The following is a 15,814-nucleotide window of genomic DNA, read 5'->3' as shown; positions in this document are numbered from 1 at the left end:
CTTGCCACAATTGCGACAAAATTGTGATGGGGTTTCAGGCACTTACCCATGTGTTTCGTAACAATCGGTAATAAAGAGTGATTTGAAGCTGGACGGAATCTCTGGCATTTTCACGATGCGGAGATCAGCAGTACCGCATTGCAGCGCAGGTGGGATGGCGCTGCACCCCCATCCGGTTCCCCCCACGAAGGGAGGGGCCTGTCATGTGGGGCCGGTCGCTGGCTTTTCGTATCAGGGGGCGTTACTGTCGAATTCTTGGAAAGGGACAAGCCCATGTCCTGGCAACAGACGCTCAACACGACCATCCATTGCGCCGGTGTCGGCCTGCATACGGGCCGTCGCGTTCGCATGATCCTGCGGCCGGCGCCCGTGGATCATGGCATCGTCTTCATCCGCACCGATGTGCCCGCGGATCGCGCCGTGATTCCCGCCCGTTGGGATCTGGTGGCTGACACGCGCCTGTGCACCCTGCTGAAGAACGAGCAGGGCACGACCATCGGCACCATCGAACATCTGATGGCCGCATTGCGCGGCCTTGGCATCGACAATGCCGTGGTGGAGGTCGATGCGCCGGAACTGCCGATCATGGATGGCAGCGCCGCCCCGTTCGTCTTCCTGATCGAATGCGCCGGCATCAAGGTGCAGGACCAGCCGCGCCGCCTGATCCGCGTGCTGAAAGAGGTGCGCGTGCAGGATGGCGACAAGGTCGTCAGCCTGTCGCCCGCCCCGGTCAGCAGCTTCCGCGCCGAAATCGTCTATGACAACACCGCCCTGATCCGCCGGCAGGAAGGCTTCCTGCGCCTGACCGACGGTGCCTTCAAGGCGGAAGTGGCCGATTGCCGCACCTTCGGCTTCGCCCATGAGGTGGAGCAGATGCGCAAGGCCGGCCTGGGCCTGGGCGGGTCGCTGGACAATGCCATCGTCATCGATGGCGACCGCGTGCTGAACCCCGGCGGGCTGCGCCATGGGGACGAATTCATCCGCCACAAGATCCTGGACGCCGTGGGTGACCTTTATCTGGCGGGTGGCCAGATCCTGGGCCATTTCCAGGGCCTGCGCCCCGGCCATGCCATGAACAACGCCGTCCTGCGCGCCCTGTTCGCCGACGCCAATGCCTGGCGCCGTGAGGATGCGGAAGTCTGGACCGACCGCGCCGCCGTGGCGTAACCGACACCCCGAAGCCGCCCCGACCGGGTACCCTTTGGGTGCGATCCGTAGTGGTGTCGGATTTAAGTGGAAGCGCCTTCCTCGTCATCCCGGCGAAAGCCGGGACCCAGGGGCCCAGCGCCCGACCTCTCAGCTGATTCATTCAAGCTGCGTATAGGTTTGATCCTGTGGCCCCTGGGTCCCGGCTTTCGCCGGGATGACAAAGGGGGGGGGCAACCCAAGATAAAGCCCGCAGCCCCCCCTTTCACAGGATGTTCATTTGGCCCGGCACCCGCCAACCGGCATTATCGTCACCGTTCATAAGGTGATCGATGACGCGACGGCCGATGCCCTGCCCCGAACGCGCCACCCTGCGGGGTCTGGCGGCGGCTTTCCTGTTGCTGATCACCTGTCTGGCGCCTGATGCCGCGCGGGCCGATTCCCCCACCCTGCCCGCCTCCATCCGGTTGACCAGTCTTGAATGGCCGCCCTTCAGCGGTGCGGCCCTGACCAACCAGGGCCTGTCCACGGCCATCATCGCGCGCACGCTGGCCACGGCCGGCATGGCGCTGGACGTGGATTTCCTGCCCTGGCAGCGCGCCGTCCATACTGGCCTGCGCGACGCCGCCTATGCCGGCTATTACCCCGAATATGCCAGCGCCGGGCTGGAAGGCGGGCGCTGCCTGCTGTCCGACCCGATCGGCAGCAGCCCGCTGGGCTTTGCCGAGCGGGTGGAAGCGCCTGTCACATGGCGCGGCCTTGGCGACCTGAAGGACCGGCGCATCGGCACCGTGCGCGGTTATGTCAATACCGACGCTTTCGACCGGGCCGCCGCCGATGGCAGCCTGGGCGTGGAACCGGCCGTGGATGATGCCACCAACCTGCGCAAGCTGGCTGCCGGCCGGCTGGACCTGGCGGTGATCGACGCCAATGTCCTGGCCCACCTTCTGTCCAGCGATCCCGACCTGCGGCATCTTCGCGACCGGTTGCGGTTCAATGCCCGCATCCTGGAGGACAAGACCTTGCATGTCTGTTTCCGCCCCGGTGCGGAAGGCGAGGTGCTGCGCCACCGCTTCAACCAGGGACTGGCACGGGGAAGGCCGGAGTCAATCCTGGAAGCCGCACGCCCCCGCGCCAAATAGGGTCAAGCCCACCCGCCACCGCCATGGTTCCGCCAGGATTCACCCCCATCTTCCGCGAAAAGCGCCTTTGCGTGCATGCCTGTGACGTTTGCCGCTTGGCGGTCGCGGTCCCGTGCGTGCTATAAGGCATCCCGCATTCATGCTTGCTGCTTGGTTGTCTTTGCCGATGCTCCGCACCGAACGTCAGAACCGCCGCGCCCGTGTCCTTCGCCATTTGGCACCGGTCGCCCTCATGTTCCTCGCCGCCTGCTCGGGCAAGAAGGACGAGCTGCCCTATGTCGAGCGGCCGGTCGAACAGATCTATTCCGAAGCGGCCAACGCCATCGACAATCGCAACTACACCAAGGCGGCCCTGCTGTTCGACGAGGTCGAACGCCAGCACCCGTACAGCCAATGGGCCGTGCGTGCGCAGCTGATGGCCGCCTATTCGCATTATCAGGCGCTGCGCTACGATGACGCGATCACCACGCTGGACCGCTTCATCGCGCTGCATCCCGGCAACCGCAACGCGGCCTATGCCTTCTACCTGAAGGCCTTGTGCAATTACGAGCGTATCAGCGACGTCCGCCGCGACCAGGGCACGACGTATGAGGCGCTGAAGAATTTGCAGGAAGTGGTCCGCCGCTTCCCCACCAGCCCCTATGCCCGCGACGCCCGCCTGAAGATCGACCTGACCCGCGATCATCTGGCCGGCAAGGACATGGAGGTCGGGCGCTTCTATCTGGCCACCGGCGAATATATGGGCGCCATCAAGCGCTTCCGCCGCGTGATCGACGAATATCAGGCGACCAGCCATGTGCCGGAAGCCCTGCACCGCCTGGTCGAAAGCTATCTGGCCCTGGGCATCCGGGAAGAGGCGCAGGCCAATGCTGCCCTGCTCAGCCACAATTACCCCGGCTCCGTCTGGTACCAGGACACCTATGCCCTGATGAACCGCAGCGAGCGCGGCGAGAAGCCGTCCTTGTTCACGCGGGCCGTCGACTGGCTGTTCTGATCCCTTTTCTTCCCCATCGCCCGGCTGCGCCATGCTTGTCACCCTGTCGATCCGCGACGTCGTCCTGATCGAACGCCTGACGCTGGCGTTCCAGCCGGGCCTGTGCGTGCTGACCGGGGAGACCGGGGCCGGCAAGTCCATCCTGCTGGACGCTTTGGGTCTGGCGCTGGGTGCGCGCGGCGACAGTTCGCTGGTCCGCCATGGCAGCGAACAGGCCAGCGTGACGGCCGAGTTCGATCTGGGCCGCCGTGGTGACCATCCCGCCTTCGCCATCTTGCGCGAGCAGGAGCTGGAGGTGGAGGATACGCTGGTCATCCGCCGCACGCTCACCAATGACGGCCGCTCCCGCTGCTTCGTCAATGACCAGCCGGTGGGTGTCACCCTGCTGCGCCGGCTGGGCGAGACGCTGGTCGAGGTGCATGGCCAGTTCGACACGCATGGCCTGCTGGACCCCCGCACCCATCGCGACCTGCTGGACGATTACGCCCAGTTATCGGTGCAGGGGCAGAAGGTGGCGGCAAGCTGGCGGGCCTGGCGGCAGGTGGAGCAGGCAAGGCTGACCGCCGCCGCCGATGCAACCCGTGCCCGCGCCGAAGAGGACTATCTCCGCCACGCGGTGGAGGAATTGGACCAGCTCTCGCCCGAGGAGGGCGAGGAAACCAAGCTGGCCGAGCAGCGCACTGTGCTGCAGCACCGGGAAAAGCTGATCGACAGCCTGACCCAGGCATCGACCGAATTGTCGGGCGAACGCGGGGCCGAACGGGCGCTCGCCAGTGCGCTCCGCACCCTGTCGCGCATCGCCGACAAGGCCGGCGGCCGTCTGGACCCGATCATCAGCGTCCTGGATCAGGCCGCGAGCGAGGTGGGCGAAGCCTCGCGTGCCATTCAGGGCTTCGCGGCCGACATGGATGGCGGCGGCGGCAACCTGGACAAGATCGAGGAGCGGCTGTTCGCGCTCCGCGGGGCCGCCCGCAAGCATGGTACCGATGTGGATGGCCTTGTCGGGTTGCGCGCGTCGATGGCCGCCAAGCTGAACCTGATCGAGGATCAGGGCGATCTGCTGGCCAAGCTGGCGACGCAGGCCGGGGTGGCCAAGGCCAATTACCTGGAAGCGGCCAAGGTACTCTCATCCGCCCGGTCCAAGTCGGCATCCAAGCTGGATCAGGCCGTGGCGGCTGAGCTGAAGCCGCTGCGCCTGGAAAAGGCCCGCTTCGCCACCAAGGTGGAACAGCTGGGCGAGGACGGGTGGAGCGCGTCGGGCATCGACGATATTGCCTTCCAGGTCGCCACCAATCCCGGCACCCCGCCGGGCCCGCTGGCCAAGATCGCGTCCGGCGGTGAGCTGGCGCGCTTCATGCTGGCGCTGAAAGTGGTGTTGGCCCAGGTGGGTACCGTGCCGACCCTGGTGTTCGACGAGGTCGATACCGGTGTGGGTGGGGCCGTGGCCGATGCCATCGGGGAGCGTCTGGCCCGGCTGGGCCAGCATGACCTCCAGGTCCTGGTCGTCACCCACAGCCCGCAGGTGGCCGCCCGCGGCGCCCATCACTGGAACGTCCGCAAGAAGGTGGCCGGCGGCCGCACCGCCACCGAGGTGGTGACCCTGTCGGCGCAGGAACGGCTGGAAGAGGTCGCCCGCATGCTGTCGGGTGCCGAGATCACCCAGGCCGCGCGCGCCGCGGCGGAAAGCCTGCTGGCCGGGCGGGGGGAGCGAGACTCCAGTACATTTATCTAAATGGTTGATCTTGTGGTACCGCATATAGCCAACTACTGACTTTTGGGATATAAATGGGGGCATCCGAAGCCTTCATATTGAGTCATAAAATGGCTAACGCTGTCACCATACGCATATACAGAATTGAAACTTTCTATCAGGGTCAACCGCACTCTATTAACGGTCGCAGAGTCAAATTAAAGGGCGCCAATTTCGTTAAGAATTTTGTTGAATTAAATTCCAGCATCAATAGAAGCGACGACCTTGAAAGAACTTGGTTTTTAGAGGAAAAGGAGAGCGATGGGCTCGGAAGTAGTTGTGGTTTAATTCATTATGGGAGTTTTGGATTCACTAGTACAATTATTGATTCCGAAACGCGAGATGAGAAATTTCATCGTGCAGTTGATGATATTGAGCAAATACCCCTTTTTTATGAACTTCTAATTCCGAAAACAGAGGGGGCAGGGTTCTTTGTTTTTCAGTCTTTTGGTGGAAAATCATGTATTTCTCTTATTATGGCAAAATTTAAGAGGGATTTTGAAGAAGAAAATGAAGGGTTTGCGATATTTTATAAGAAGGTCATGCCTACAGATGGCGAGACAAATCCATTCGCAAATCTCCCGGTGACAAAAATGACTTTTGTTACTAAGGGAGTTAGTGGAGATATTATAGAAGAATACACGGGAGTATCGCCAGAATCTGTAAATGTCGAAATCAACATTAGCAGTAAACGTCGCCAGATTCTTGGACGCCTTAAAGATATTATGGGTGCATCTACAAAAAAGGAAGGTGCACTTGTGTTCAAAGATATTGAGTTCAGCAAACTATACGCTGAAGTTAAGTACAAGAATAGAAAGCGGCGAGTTGGTGTGATAGGGTCAGACGAGGAAGTCGGATTTATTGATATCACCGATGAAGTCACAAGAGGACCAGACGGGCATCCAGAGTTTTCCTCAATCCGAGAAGAGTCACGAGACCTTCTTTCTGGGATCATGCAGACCCTGAGGGGTCTCAATGATTAAATTCAACGTAATAGGAATAATAAATGACCATCTCAAAACTCTTTCAGAGTTTGGGAGAGGAAAGATGTCTATTTTTGATATTCTTTTATTTTATGCACTACCAGGTATATTGGTTCCATTAATATTTTTACTTGATTTTTGCGTAAAGCAAGAATCATACAACGTATCAATTACGTTCTTTGGGATATTTATTGCCCTACTTCTCAATATCCAGGTCGCAATATTTTCCATTCATTTACGCCGCTGGGATTTATCCTTAAGTGATTTGAGTGATGCAGAAAAAAATAACCTCCAGGACAAATTAGATCTCAGGAAAGAAGTGTTAGGCCATCTAAATTCTAACATATCGTATTTAATATTATTCTGTTGTATTTCTTTGGCAATATTTATTTTACTTTACGCATTGGATAAAAAATCCACATACGCGACGGCAATATGCTCTTATGTATATTTGCATTTTTTACTCAACTTCCTAATGATAACCAAGCGTTCATACTATCTATTTAAAGAAGAATACAGAATATAGATGGCCATTCTTAGTCATTAAGGTCGCGCGGCATTTTAGATTATTATCCCAGTTGTAGCGACCTTCCCATTTGAAGAATGGTTGCTACAACTGGGATCGGGAATGGACTAGGTCCGCCCCCGCTCAATCACAGATTCTTCAGAATGTACTCCGCGCTCGACACCTCAAAGGCGCCGGGCTTTTCCACTTCCAGGCGGGTGACGACGCCGTCTTCGGCCACCAGGGCGAAGCGCTGGCTGCGGTGGCCCAGATTATAGGCCGTGCCGTCCATTTCCAGACCCAGGGCCTTGGCCAGCGCGCCGTTGCCGTCGGGCAGCATGGTGACCTTGCCGGCCACATTGTTCTGCTTGCCCCAGGCCTGCATGACGAACGGGTCGTTCACCGCCATGCAGACGATGTCCTCCACGCCCTTGGCCTTGAAGGCCTCGGCATTGTCGACGAAGCCCGGCAGGTGCTTGGCCGAGCAGGTGGGGGTGAAGGCGCCGGGCACGGAGAACAGCACCACCTTCTTGCCCTTGAACAGATCGTCGGTGCTGACCTCCTGCATGCCGGATTCGGTCAGGTGCTTCAGGGTGACCGACGGGATGCGGTCGCCAACCTTCACGCTCATCTGCTTCTCCTCCCCAGGGGGATGTTTGATGGAACCTATGTGCCGTTTCTAGGCCACACCCGACGGCACGACAAGCAAAAGGGCAAATGTCGAAAATGCACCCTTCCGACATTAACGGCTGCTATGATCAAGGTTCCGTTCCGACAGCCAGGCACCGCCCATGCCGCAGTCCGGCAAGAAAGCCCTGACCTCCCTGACCGGCCATCTGCTGATCGCCATGCCGCAGATGCCGGACCCGCGGTTCGAAAAGACCGTGATCTATATCTGCGCCCATAGCGCGGAAGGGGCCATGGGGCTGGTCGTGAACCGGCTGTTCGATGGCATCACCTTCACCAGCCTTCTCCATCAGCTGGATATCGACATCACCAGCCCGGCGCGCGAGCTGCGGGTGCATTTCGGCGGCCCGGTCGAATCGGGGCGCGGCTTCGTCCTGCACAGCGGCGACTATAACCGCGAGGGCAGCATGCCCGTCGATGACGGGGTGGTGCTGACCGCCACGGTAGACATCCTGCGCGCCGTGGCGGAGGGACAGGGGCCGGAACGGGCCATCCTGGCCCTGGGCTATGCCGGCTGGGGCCCCGGCCAGCTGGACCAGGAGATGCAGCAGAATGGCTGGCTGCATGCTCCGGCCGACAGTTCCATCCTGTTCGATCCCGAACTGGACGGCAAATGGGAAAAAGCATTGGCCAAGCTGGGCATCAACCTGTCCATGCTGTCGGCGGATATCGGCCACGCCTGAACAGGCCGTCACACACATAATGATCCGTGCAATGGTGCCTTCCACCCCATGCCCGGCCCGATGCCCAAGACAGGCCCGGCTTTGGTCCAAGTCCCGCCGCAATCAGGGGTTTGGATGATATGGGGCCGCCGGTCGTTATGAGTACCGGCGGGAAACATCTGGGAATGAGAGATCAAGAGATGAAACGCACCAATCTTCTGCTGCTGGCACCCCTGATGCTGCTGGCCGCCTGCTCCTCCGTCAGCGACAAGGACAAGGAAGCCAGCACCGCCGGCGGCTATACCACGCCGTTCCCCGGCAATGCGGCCGGTACCAGCACGGTGGACCAGTCCAACCTGAATTCCAACCTGTCGCCGCAGCAGCAACTGGCGCAGATCGGCGACCGGGTGTTCTTCGGCTATGACCAGTTCGAAGTGTCGCCGGAAAGTGCCGCCACCCTGGACAAGCAAGCCGAATGGCTGCGCGCCAACCCTTCCATCACCCTGACGATCGAGGGTCATTGCGACGAGCGCGGCACGCGTGAATACAACCTGGCCCTGGGCCAGAAGCGCGCCGCCAGCGTCCAGCGCTATCTGGCCGCCGCCGGTATCGACAACAGCCGCCTGCAGACCCTGTCCTTCGGCAAGGAACGCCCGGCCGTGGCCGGCTCGTCCGCCGATGTCTGGGCCCAGAACCGCCGTGCGGTCAGTGTTGTGAACTAAACGCCAGTCGCATGCTCCCTCAGGCGCCGGGCGCCGCCATCCGGCGGCTTGGCTACGGCACCATAGGGTGCCGGGCCGGCGGTCGCCGGCCTCCAGAGGCATGAGCCAAACCTCATGCCTCTGGCGCGGCTTCGCGGGCCATCCCCAGGATGAGCGCCACGAGGCCGCGCACGGACGGCCCCGCCTGTTCCGGCCGCCAGGCCAGGAACCAGGCGCCGGGGCCATACAGCACGATATCGAAGGGCTGCACCAGCTGACCCTGCGCCAGCAGCGGCGCGAACAGGGTCGGCGACAGCAGCGCCACCCCGGTACCGGCCAGGGCCGCACCGGTCGCCATTTCCTGCGTGGGAAAGGTCGTCGCCACACGCGGCCCCATGCCGCCGGCCACACCGGCCAGATACAGCCAGTCCGGCCAGCGATCATCCGGGATCAGAGGACAGCGCGACAGATCGCCCGGCCCCGTCAGGCGCAGCTCCGCCGCCAGCGCCGGGCTCAGCATTGGTGTGCCTTCCAGCGCGAACAGCCGTTCCGCCATCAGGCCCGGCCAGTCGCCACCGCCGCTGCGCAGGGCCACATCGAAATCCCCCGCCGCCCGGGTCTCCACCGACACATCCAGCGTCACCGGCACAGCGTCGGGCAAACGGCTGTACCGCTCCAGACAGGAGAGCAGCCAGCGGCTTGCGAGTGTCGGGGCTGCCGTCACCCGGATCGGCTCCGGCGCGGCCCGGCAGGCCATCACCGCCGCGCGGATGATGGACAGCGCCTCCGCCATGCGCACGGCCAGCCCCTCGCCAGCCGGTGTCAAGGCGATGCGGGGACCGGTGCGCCGGAACAGGTCGATGCCCAGCTCGCGTTCCAGGGTACGAATGCGCAGGCTGAGGGCCGCCGCCGTCACGCCCAATTCATCGGCCGCCCGTGTCACATGGGCGTGGCGGGCGCAGGCCTCGAAATAGCGCAGGGCTTCCAGCGACGGCAGGCGGCTTCTCATGCCCCGATATTAAGCACAGCTTAACATGAACCCCAAGCAAAGCTCGCTTTTGGCCATGGCCTTTCCGCGCTATCCCGAACATGGATGTTGGGAGGGGAAGCGATGCGTGTCGTCGGGCTGGGATTATCCGTGCTGCTGCTGGGCGGGTTGGCGCTGGCGGACGGGTTGCAACCCTGGACGCCACCCGCCCTGATGTCGGGCGAATATGAGGCCACGCCCAGCTTCACCCCCGACGGCCGCACGCTTTATTTCATGCGGGCCGATCCGGGCTTCGCCCGTTACCGCCTGCTGCAATCCACCTGCACGGACAAGGGATGGTCGCCCCCAGTGCCGGTGCCGTTCGCCGCCGCCCCGCCCGCCATGGATGCCGACCCCTTCGTGACACCGGACGGCAAACGGCTCTATTTCATCTCCACCCGCCATGCACCGGGCGGGGATGATTTCGACATCTGGCATGTCGACCGGCAGGCGGACGGAAGGTGGGGACCGCCGCAGCGGCTGCCGGCCCCGGTGAATTCCCCCGCGTCGGAACTGCTGCCGCGCCTGGACGGGCAAGGCCGGCTTTACTTCGGATCAGCCCGCAGCGGCAGCAGCGAGATCCATGTGGCGGAACCCGACCCGGCGGCGCCCGGCGGCTGGCGCGTCACCCGCCTGGACAGCCCCGTCAATGGCGAGGGCGTGGAGTATGAGGCGGAGATATCGCGCGACGGCCATACCCTGGTGGTGGTCGCCGACCGTGGCGACCGTTCCCACCTTCATCTCTACCGGCGTGACGGGGACCGATGGGCGCCATCGGGCCGGGTACCGGCGCGGGGTGATGTGTTCCAGGTCGGCCCCAGCCTGTCGCCCGACGGCAGGCGCCTGCTGTTCGCGCAAGCCCATGGCGACCGGTCGGGGGAGATATTCCTGGCCGACCTGTCCCCCGATGCCGATCCCGCCTGGCCGCCGCGCTGCGACTGACCCGCCTCAAGCCGTCAGGAACAGGCCGCGTTCGGCCTGGCGGCGGCGGGTCAGGCCGGCCAGGGCCACCTTCTGACCGGTGCGTGGATCGGTGGTCTTGTTCCAGACCAGGAACTGGTCGGCCGCCCCGGCATAATCGCCGGCATTCAGCTTCTTCAGCAGGGTGCTGGCCGCGAACGCGCCGATGCCGATATTATAGACGAACGACACGCAGGCCCCGAACTGGTTGTCGGTCAGCCCCACCTTCACCTTGCCCGCCACCTGCCGCCCCACCCCGGACAGATCCTCGGCCAGGAAGGCCGACGCCTGCGGCTCGTCGATCCCGTTCGGATAGACGGCGTTGGCGGCCTTGCGGTCCACCTCCCCCTTGAACATGCGGCCGTCCGTTCCGCGCACGACGCGGCCATAACCAATGGTCCAGTAGCCTGCGGGGCATATATAGGGTTGCAGGCCAGGCTTGTCCTTGTCGCCATCCCCCAGGCCCTCGAACTGCTTCACCAGACCGACGGTTGCTCCGTTGATCGTATTTGCCATTTCGGATTTTTCCATAGGCTATGACCTTGAATGATACTAGGAACATATTCCGCACGCAGACGTCAAGAATCTTCCGCCCCGCCCCTTGTCCGGGGGCATGGAGCGCGTGATATGCCTTTTGGCTGGGACCGCATGGAGATGTTGGTGGATTACCGATGACAAGGTGTATGGCATAGTCGAATGTGACATCAGATCAAGCAGCCCCCGGTACGATGAACAAGCCGCAGAGCGCCCATACGTTGCCGTCGCATGACATGCAGGTCATGCTGGCCCAGCACACGCTTTTCGCCCGCGGCCATGCCGGCAAGCGGCTGGAGATGCGCCTGCAGAACCTGTCCGGCATCAAGCTGAACAATTTCGACCTGTCGCAATGCCTGCTGCTGGCCTGCAACCTGTCCTATACGGACCTGGAGGGGTGCAGCTTTCAGGCGGCCAACCTGTCGAACAGCCTGTTCATCGGCGCCAACCTGAAACATTGCGATTTCACCCGCGCCGACCTGCGCGGCACCCGCTTCTACAAGTCGGACCTGCAGCAGGCCAAGATGACCGGGTCCGACATGCGCGTCGGGTCCATCACCCTGAACAGCGGCGGCGTGGCCAAGCAGCGCGAATTCACCACCGACCTCTCCTATTGCAACATGGAGGAGGCGACGTTGCAGGACGCGGTGCTGCACAATGTGCGCCTGCGCGGCGTGAACATGCGCAATGCCGACCTGTCGGGTGCCGACCTGTCCGGTGCCGACATGCAGGGCGTGGTGCTGTTGGGTGCGTCCATGGACCGGGCCAAGTTCACCGGCGCCAATATCAAGAACGCCGTCTTCACCGTGAATGACGAGACGCGGCGCCTGTTCGCCGGCAACCCGGCATTCGAGGAGCATCTGGGCAATCTGCGCGAGACCGACCGCATCGTCGCCGCACATGAGGAATGGGTGAATTCCGGTGGCCGGGCCGGCGCGCGGGCCGATTTCGCCGGCATGGCCCTGCGTGGTGTCGATCTGCGCGGGCGCGAATTGTCGGCCGTGTCCTTCCGGGGTGCCGACCTGACGGGGGCCAAGCTGGCCCATGCCCGCCTGGCCGCCGCCGATTTCAACGGTGCCACGCTGGCCTATGCGGAATTGTCCAACGCCGATCTGCGTGGTGCCGGCATGGAGAATTCCCGTCTGCTGCACACCATTGTCGATGGCGCGGATTTCGGTGACCTGGAATTGCGCGGCGGCGGCAAGCTGTCCATCCGCTTCGCCGGCGCCTCCATCGAATGGACAAGTTTTGAGCAGTGCGTGATCACGCCGGAACAACTTTCCGGTGCCGTCCTGCGCGAATGCCGCATGCCGGAAGAGGCGTGAGCCGGGACCGCCATCAAGTTGATATTGTTGAAAGTTGATACAAACCAGCCCTGAACGTCCAACCACGAGGCCGTCTGCCAGCGGATCGATATATCCTTTAGTATCCGCAATATTAACTTATTAATCATTTTCTTTTGCTATTGAACACGCCACTATCCTGTACGCGGCGTGGGCAGTCATCGTCCGGCCACGACATAGCAAAACCGCATACGACCGAATGTTCATGGCAGCACCAACCCCTGATACCGGTTCCGCGCGCACCGACCTGACCACGCATCTGGCCATGCATTCCCTGTTCCTGAAGAACAAGGGCGGAAAGCGGCTGGAATTGCGCTTGGCCAGCATGGAAGGCGTGCAGCTGAAAGGGTTCAACCTGTCGCAATCCACGCTGCTGGCCTGCAACCTGTCGCAGACCAACCTGGAGGGCTGCAAGTTCCGCGAAGCGGACCTGGCCAACAGCCTGTTCATCGGGTCCAACCTGAAACATTGCGATTTCACCCGCGCCAACCTGCGCGGTGCCCGTTTCTACAAGTCAGATCTGGCCCAGGCCAAACTGACCGGCAGCGACATGCGCATGGGCAATCTGACCCTGCACCGGCCGGGGCAGGAGGCGGTGAGCCGGGAGTTCGTCACCGACCTGTCCTTCTGCAATCTGGAGGAGGCGTCGCTGGAGGATGCCGTGGTGCGCAAGGTGCGCCTGCGCGGCGTCAACATGCGCAACGCCAACCTGGCCAATGCCGATTTCAGCGAGAGCGACCTGCAGGGCGTGGTGCTGCTGGGTGCCAAGATGCAGGGCGCCAGCTTCCTGCATGCCGATATCAAGGACGCCACCTTCACGGTGGATGACACGACGCGGCGCCTGTTCCATGGCTTGCCGGCCTTCACCGAGCATCTGAACAATCTGGCGGAGATCGACCGTATCGTCGGCGCGCATGAGGAATGGGTGGATAGTGGCGGCAAGGTGGGCAGCCGTGCCGATTTCACCGGCCGCAAGATGAAGGGTGTGGACCTGCGCGGGCGCGAGCTGTCGGCCATGTCCTTCCGCGGGGCCGACCTGTCGGGTGCGCAGCTTTCCCATGCCAAGCTGGCGGCCAGCGATTTCGGTGGCGCCAACCTAGCCTATGCCGACCTGTCGGGCAGCGACCTGCGCGGCGCCGGGTTCGAGGGGGCCACCCTGCGCAACACCATCCTGGAGGCCGCCAATATGGAGGATCTCCTGCTGCGCGGCGGTGGTGCCCTGCCGGTGCGTCTGCGTGACGCCGCCATCGAATGGGTGGATTTCACCGGCGTGATGATACCGGTGGACAGGCTGCAAGGCCTGAAGCTGCGCGACTGCACCCTGCCGGAAGGCGTTGCGTAACTTTCGTGTTCCTCAAACGCCGGCGCCGCATCCGCGGCTTGGCTTCACGCCGCATGGGCGGCGCGGCGGCAGTCGCCGCCGGAGCTGTTTCCGGCCAGCCGGAAACAGCTCGAACGACAGCACCCGCTGACGATGCCCGTGTAAGCCGGAAACCACGAAGGTTCCGGTCATGCGTCATCTCGCCCTTGCCACCCTGCTGCTGCTTCCCGCCTGTTCGTCCCATGCCGACGGGCCGCCCGGGGGGCCGAGGGGTGGCCGCCCGTTGATGGGGCGGGCACCGCTGTCACTGGCGGGGGAACCGCTGGGCCGCATGGCCCCGGACGAGGCCGCCTATGCCGCCATCGTCGTGGACTGGGCCAAGGGCCTGGACGCCAACCACGACGGCTTGCTGTCACCGGACGAATTGAAGCCCGACATCGCCCGCTTCTTCAAGCAAGTGGATGGCGACAAGGATGGGGCGATCAATTCCCGCGAGCTGGGCGAATACCGCCTGGCCAAACAGGCAGCCTTGCGCGGGGCTGGACCTGACCGCCCCGGCGGGCCGCCACCGGAAGGGGGGCCGCCCGGCGGCGGCGAAAGCGGTGACCGCCCGCCCCCGCCGCGTGATGGCGGTGGGGCCGGCGGTCGCGGCGGCATGATGGGCGGTGGGGCCGGGGCGGACAAGGTGATGGAGGCCGACCGCAACCTGGATTTCCGGGTGACACCGGCGGAGCTGGAAACCCTGGCCCTGGAACGGCTGAAGGCGCTGGACACCGACAAGGATGGCCGCACCAGCCTGGCCGAAATCCATGCCGGCGCCGTCACCGCCTATAATGAGCGGCCGATGCGTGGCGGCCCTGGCGGCATGGGTGGCGGCCGGCCCGGCGGCGGCGGCGGCGGTCCGCCGGGTGGGGGCGGTCGCGGCCCTTGATCCGCCTTAATGTGCTGGCACCGATGCGCCGACCGGGCTAATCAGGAACGGGTAGCGGACGGAGCGGCGGATGCGGAATTACGGATGGCGGGCGGCATATGGGCTGGCTCTGGCAGGATTGTGCCTGGCTCTGGCATCCTGCGGTGGGGGGCCCGACAAGACCCGCCCCGGTATCCGCTTCAGCGCCGTCAGTCCCCTGGGTGAACCGCTGGGCGCGCCGACGCGCGAGGCGGAGCAATATCTGGCCACCATGCGCGACTGGTTCGCCCGCACCGACACCGACCACGACGGCAGGCTGTCGCTGGCCGAATTCACGGCGGAAGCGGCCCGCGTCTTCCCGCTCTATGATCTGAATGGTGACGGCTTCATCACCTCCTACGAGCTGACAAATTACCGCGTCAGCCTGCCCACCCACGCGCCGCCGGCCGACAGCGGCCGTCGCCTGCGCCCCGGCCGCATCGACATGACCCCGGACGAGGCCGCGACGGCCCGCACCGATGGGCGCGGCCGGCCCGACTATCGCATGGGCATCGATCCGGTGATGTCGGCCGACAGCAACGCCGATTTCCGCGTGACGCTGGACGAGTTGCGGACCGAGGCGACGCGGCGCCACGGGATGATGGACAAGAACAGCGACGGCTTCGTCTCCTTGCCCGAATTCATGGATCAGGCGGAAGGCCCGATGCGCGCCTGGGCGACGCAATAGTCATTACGCCCTCGAGAAGCCGGGCGCCGCCATCCGGTGGCTGGGCTTGACGAGCGCATGTGCGCCGGGCCGGCAGTCGCCGGCAAATCTACCCCTTCCGGATAGGGTGCCACTTGGCATCCTGATTGCTTTTGCCCCCCTATCCTTTGGCATAGGGGGGTTCCCATGACCGAGTTCGGCCTGTTCATTGTCCGCCCACCGCAGGGGGTGGCCACCGTGGCCGCCATCCATCCGTCGCGCGCGGATGACGCCCGCGCCACCTTGAAGCGGCTGCGTGGCAGCGGCTTCCATATCGCGGCCCTGTCCAAGGCCACCGTGCCGTCGAACGAGCCGGAAGGCGCGCGCCTGCAGCTTCAGGGTCTGATCAACGGCATGTTCGAACAGGCCCCCTATCGCCCGGCCGTCTCCCTGGTCTGGTAACC

The 15,814-nt window shown here is 63.3% G+C and carries 16 protein-coding genes; 13 read left to right on the top strand and 3 right to left on the bottom strand.

Features of this window, described 5'->3' with window-relative positions; translation table 11 throughout:
• Positions 1 to 273: 273 nt before the first annotated feature.
• The 5 genes from lpxC to ACM9HJ_RS11665 all read left to right on the top strand — a co-directional run bounded on the left by lpxC (position 274) and on the right by ACM9HJ_RS11665 (position 6,015).
• A complete protein-coding gene (gene lpxC / locus ACM9HJ_RS11685) occupies positions 274 to 1,167 on the top strand; it encodes a UDP-3-O-acyl-N-acetylglucosamine deacetylase (protein ID WP_416571901.1) in 894 nt (297 codons plus the stop codon).
• A gap of 311 nt (positions 1,168 to 1,478) precedes the next feature.
• Complete coding sequence (locus ACM9HJ_RS11680; RefSeq protein ID WP_416571900.1) at positions 1,479 to 2,288, top strand: substrate-binding periplasmic protein; 810 nt, start codon at positions 1,479 to 1,481, stop codon at positions 2,286 to 2,288.
• Between the two features lie 232 nt (positions 2,289 to 2,520).
• Entirely contained in the window at positions 2,521 to 3,282 is a 762-nt protein-coding gene (locus ACM9HJ_RS11675) for an outer membrane protein assembly factor BamD (RefSeq protein ID WP_416571899.1), read from the top strand.
• A 31-nt stretch (positions 3,283 to 3,313) separates the two neighbouring features.
• Complete coding sequence (recN, locus tag ACM9HJ_RS11670) at positions 3,314 to 5,014, top strand: DNA repair protein RecN (protein WP_416571898.1); 1,701 nt, start codon at positions 3,314 to 3,316, stop codon at positions 5,012 to 5,014.
• A 53-nt stretch (positions 5,015 to 5,067) separates the two neighbouring features.
• Entirely contained in the window at positions 5,068 to 6,015 is a 948-nt protein-coding gene (locus tag ACM9HJ_RS11665) for a hypothetical protein (RefSeq protein WP_416571897.1), read from the top strand.
• 653 nt (positions 6,016 to 6,668) lie between these two features.
• Here ACM9HJ_RS11665 and ACM9HJ_RS11660 read toward each other — a convergent pair.
• Positions 6,669 to 7,151, bottom strand: a complete 483-nt coding sequence (locus tag ACM9HJ_RS11660) for a peroxiredoxin (RefSeq protein ID WP_416571896.1) — start codon at positions 7,149 to 7,151, stop codon at positions 6,669 to 6,671.
• Between the two features lie 160 nt (positions 7,152 to 7,311).
• Here ACM9HJ_RS11660 and ACM9HJ_RS11655 point away from each other — a divergent pair, with 160 nt between their 5' ends.
• Together ACM9HJ_RS11655 and pal are read left to right on the top strand one after the other, a co-directional pair.
• Positions 7,312 to 7,890 (top strand): YqgE/AlgH family protein, encoded by a 579-nt coding sequence (locus ACM9HJ_RS11655; protein ID WP_416571895.1) that lies wholly within the window; start codon positions 7,312 to 7,314, stop codon positions 7,888 to 7,890.
• Positions 7,891 to 8,069: 179 nt separating this feature from the next.
• Positions 8,070 to 8,591 carry a peptidoglycan-associated lipoprotein Pal gene (gene pal, locus ACM9HJ_RS11650; protein WP_416571894.1) on the top strand — a complete coding sequence of 174 codons (522 nt, stop codon included), beginning with the start codon at positions 8,070 to 8,072 and terminating at the stop codon, positions 8,589 to 8,591.
• A gap of 112 nt (positions 8,592 to 8,703) precedes the next feature.
• On the opposite strand, the gene ACM9HJ_RS11645 is transcribed toward pal, so the two are convergent.
• Complete coding sequence (locus tag ACM9HJ_RS11645; RefSeq protein ID WP_416571893.1) at positions 8,704 to 9,579, bottom strand: LysR substrate-binding domain-containing protein; 876 nt, start codon at positions 9,577 to 9,579, stop codon at positions 8,704 to 8,706.
• Positions 9,580 to 9,681: 102 nt separating this feature from the next.
• On the opposite strand from ACM9HJ_RS11645, the gene ACM9HJ_RS11640 reads away from it, so the two are divergent.
• Positions 9,682 to 10,539, top strand: a complete 858-nt coding sequence (locus ACM9HJ_RS11640; protein WP_416571892.1) for a TolB family protein — start codon at positions 9,682 to 9,684, stop codon at positions 10,537 to 10,539.
• Between the two features lie 6 nt (positions 10,540 to 10,545).
• Here the strand turns inward: ACM9HJ_RS11640 and ACM9HJ_RS11635 are convergent, their stop codons facing one another.
• Positions 10,546 to 11,073 (bottom strand): lysozyme, encoded by a 528-nt coding sequence (locus ACM9HJ_RS11635; protein ID WP_416571891.1) that lies wholly within the window; start codon positions 11,071 to 11,073, stop codon positions 10,546 to 10,548.
• Positions 11,074 to 11,285: 212 nt separating this feature from the next.
• Between ACM9HJ_RS11635 and ACM9HJ_RS11630 the strand changes: the two genes are divergently transcribed.
• From ACM9HJ_RS11630 to ACM9HJ_RS11610, 5 genes are all read left to right on the top strand, one after another.
• Positions 11,286 to 12,416: a pentapeptide repeat-containing protein gene (locus ACM9HJ_RS11630; protein WP_416571890.1), complete on the top strand. Its 1,131-nt coding sequence runs from the start codon at positions 11,286 to 11,288 to the stop codon at positions 12,414 to 12,416.
• A 223-nt stretch (positions 12,417 to 12,639) separates the two neighbouring features.
• On the top strand, positions 12,640 to 13,776 hold the full coding sequence (locus tag ACM9HJ_RS11625) for a pentapeptide repeat-containing protein (RefSeq protein WP_416571889.1): 1,137 nt from the start codon (positions 12,640 to 12,642) through the stop codon (positions 13,774 to 13,776).
• Between the two features lie 169 nt (positions 13,777 to 13,945).
• Entirely contained in the window at positions 13,946 to 14,686 is a 741-nt protein-coding gene (locus ACM9HJ_RS11620; RefSeq protein WP_416571888.1) for a hypothetical protein, read from the top strand.
• Between the two features lie 70 nt (positions 14,687 to 14,756).
• The gene (locus ACM9HJ_RS11615) at positions 14,757 to 15,392 is read left to right on the top strand and encodes a hypothetical protein (protein ID WP_416571887.1); all 636 of its coding nucleotides are present in this window, start codon (positions 14,757 to 14,759) and stop codon (positions 15,390 to 15,392) included.
• 165 nt (positions 15,393 to 15,557) lie between these two features.
• Complete coding sequence (locus tag ACM9HJ_RS11610) at positions 15,558 to 15,812, top strand: hypothetical protein (protein WP_416571886.1); 255 nt, start codon at positions 15,558 to 15,560, stop codon at positions 15,810 to 15,812.
• Positions 15,813 to 15,814: the final 2 nt, after the last annotated feature.

This window comes from Niveispirillum sp. KHB5.9 (genome assembly GCF_048066115.1).
In the GTDB taxonomy this organism is placed as follows: domain Bacteria; phylum Pseudomonadota; class Alphaproteobacteria; order Azospirillales; family Azospirillaceae; genus Niveispirillum.
Note: the sequence above shows the minus strand (reverse complement) of the source record. Positions and strands in the feature narration are given on the sequence as shown.

What these genes read in the sequence shown, in the direction of transcription:
- lpxC (WP_416571901.1), top strand. Translation starts at nt 274, where the DNA reads ATGTCCTGGCAACAGACGCTCAACACGACCATCCATTGCGCCGGTGTC.
- ACM9HJ_RS11680 (WP_416571900.1), top strand. Translation starts at nt 1,479, where the DNA reads ATGACGCGACGGCCGATGCCCTGCCCCGAACGCGCCACCCTGCGGGGT.
- ACM9HJ_RS11675 (WP_416571899.1), top strand. Translation starts at nt 2,521, where the DNA reads ATGTTCCTCGCCGCCTGCTCGGGCAAGAAGGACGAGCTGCCCTATGTC.
- recN (WP_416571898.1), top strand. Translation starts at nt 3,314, where the DNA reads ATGCTTGTCACCCTGTCGATCCGCGACGTCGTCCTGATCGAACGCCTG.
- ACM9HJ_RS11665 (WP_416571897.1), top strand. Translation starts at nt 5,068, where the DNA reads ATGGGGGCATCCGAAGCCTTCATATTGAGTCATAAAATGGCTAACGCT.
- ACM9HJ_RS11660 (WP_416571896.1), bottom strand. Translation starts at nt 7,151, where the DNA reads ATGAGCGTGAAGGTTGGCGACCGCATCCCGTCGGTCACCCTGAAGCAC.
- ACM9HJ_RS11655 (WP_416571895.1), top strand. Translation starts at nt 7,312, where the DNA reads ATGCCGCAGTCCGGCAAGAAAGCCCTGACCTCCCTGACCGGCCATCTG.
- pal (WP_416571894.1), top strand. Translation starts at nt 8,070, where the DNA reads ATGAAACGCACCAATCTTCTGCTGCTGGCACCCCTGATGCTGCTGGCC.
- ACM9HJ_RS11645 (WP_416571893.1), bottom strand. Translation starts at nt 9,579, where the DNA reads ATGAGAAGCCGCCTGCCGTCGCTGGAAGCCCTGCGCTATTTCGAGGCC.
- ACM9HJ_RS11640 (WP_416571892.1), top strand. Translation starts at nt 9,682, where the DNA reads ATGCGTGTCGTCGGGCTGGGATTATCCGTGCTGCTGCTGGGCGGGTTG.
- ACM9HJ_RS11635 (WP_416571891.1), bottom strand. Translation starts at nt 11,073, where the DNA reads ATGGCAAATACGATCAACGGAGCAACCGTCGGTCTGGTGAAGCAGTTC.
- ACM9HJ_RS11630 (WP_416571890.1), top strand. Translation starts at nt 11,286, where the DNA reads ATGAACAAGCCGCAGAGCGCCCATACGTTGCCGTCGCATGACATGCAG.
- ACM9HJ_RS11625 (WP_416571889.1), top strand. Translation starts at nt 12,640, where the DNA reads ATGGCAGCACCAACCCCTGATACCGGTTCCGCGCGCACCGACCTGACC.
- ACM9HJ_RS11620 (WP_416571888.1), top strand. Translation starts at nt 13,946, where the DNA reads ATGCGTCATCTCGCCCTTGCCACCCTGCTGCTGCTTCCCGCCTGTTCG.
- ACM9HJ_RS11615 (WP_416571887.1), top strand. Translation starts at nt 14,757, where the DNA reads ATGCGGAATTACGGATGGCGGGCGGCATATGGGCTGGCTCTGGCAGGA.
- ACM9HJ_RS11610 (WP_416571886.1), top strand. Translation starts at nt 15,558, where the DNA reads ATGACCGAGTTCGGCCTGTTCATTGTCCGCCCACCGCAGGGGGTGGCC.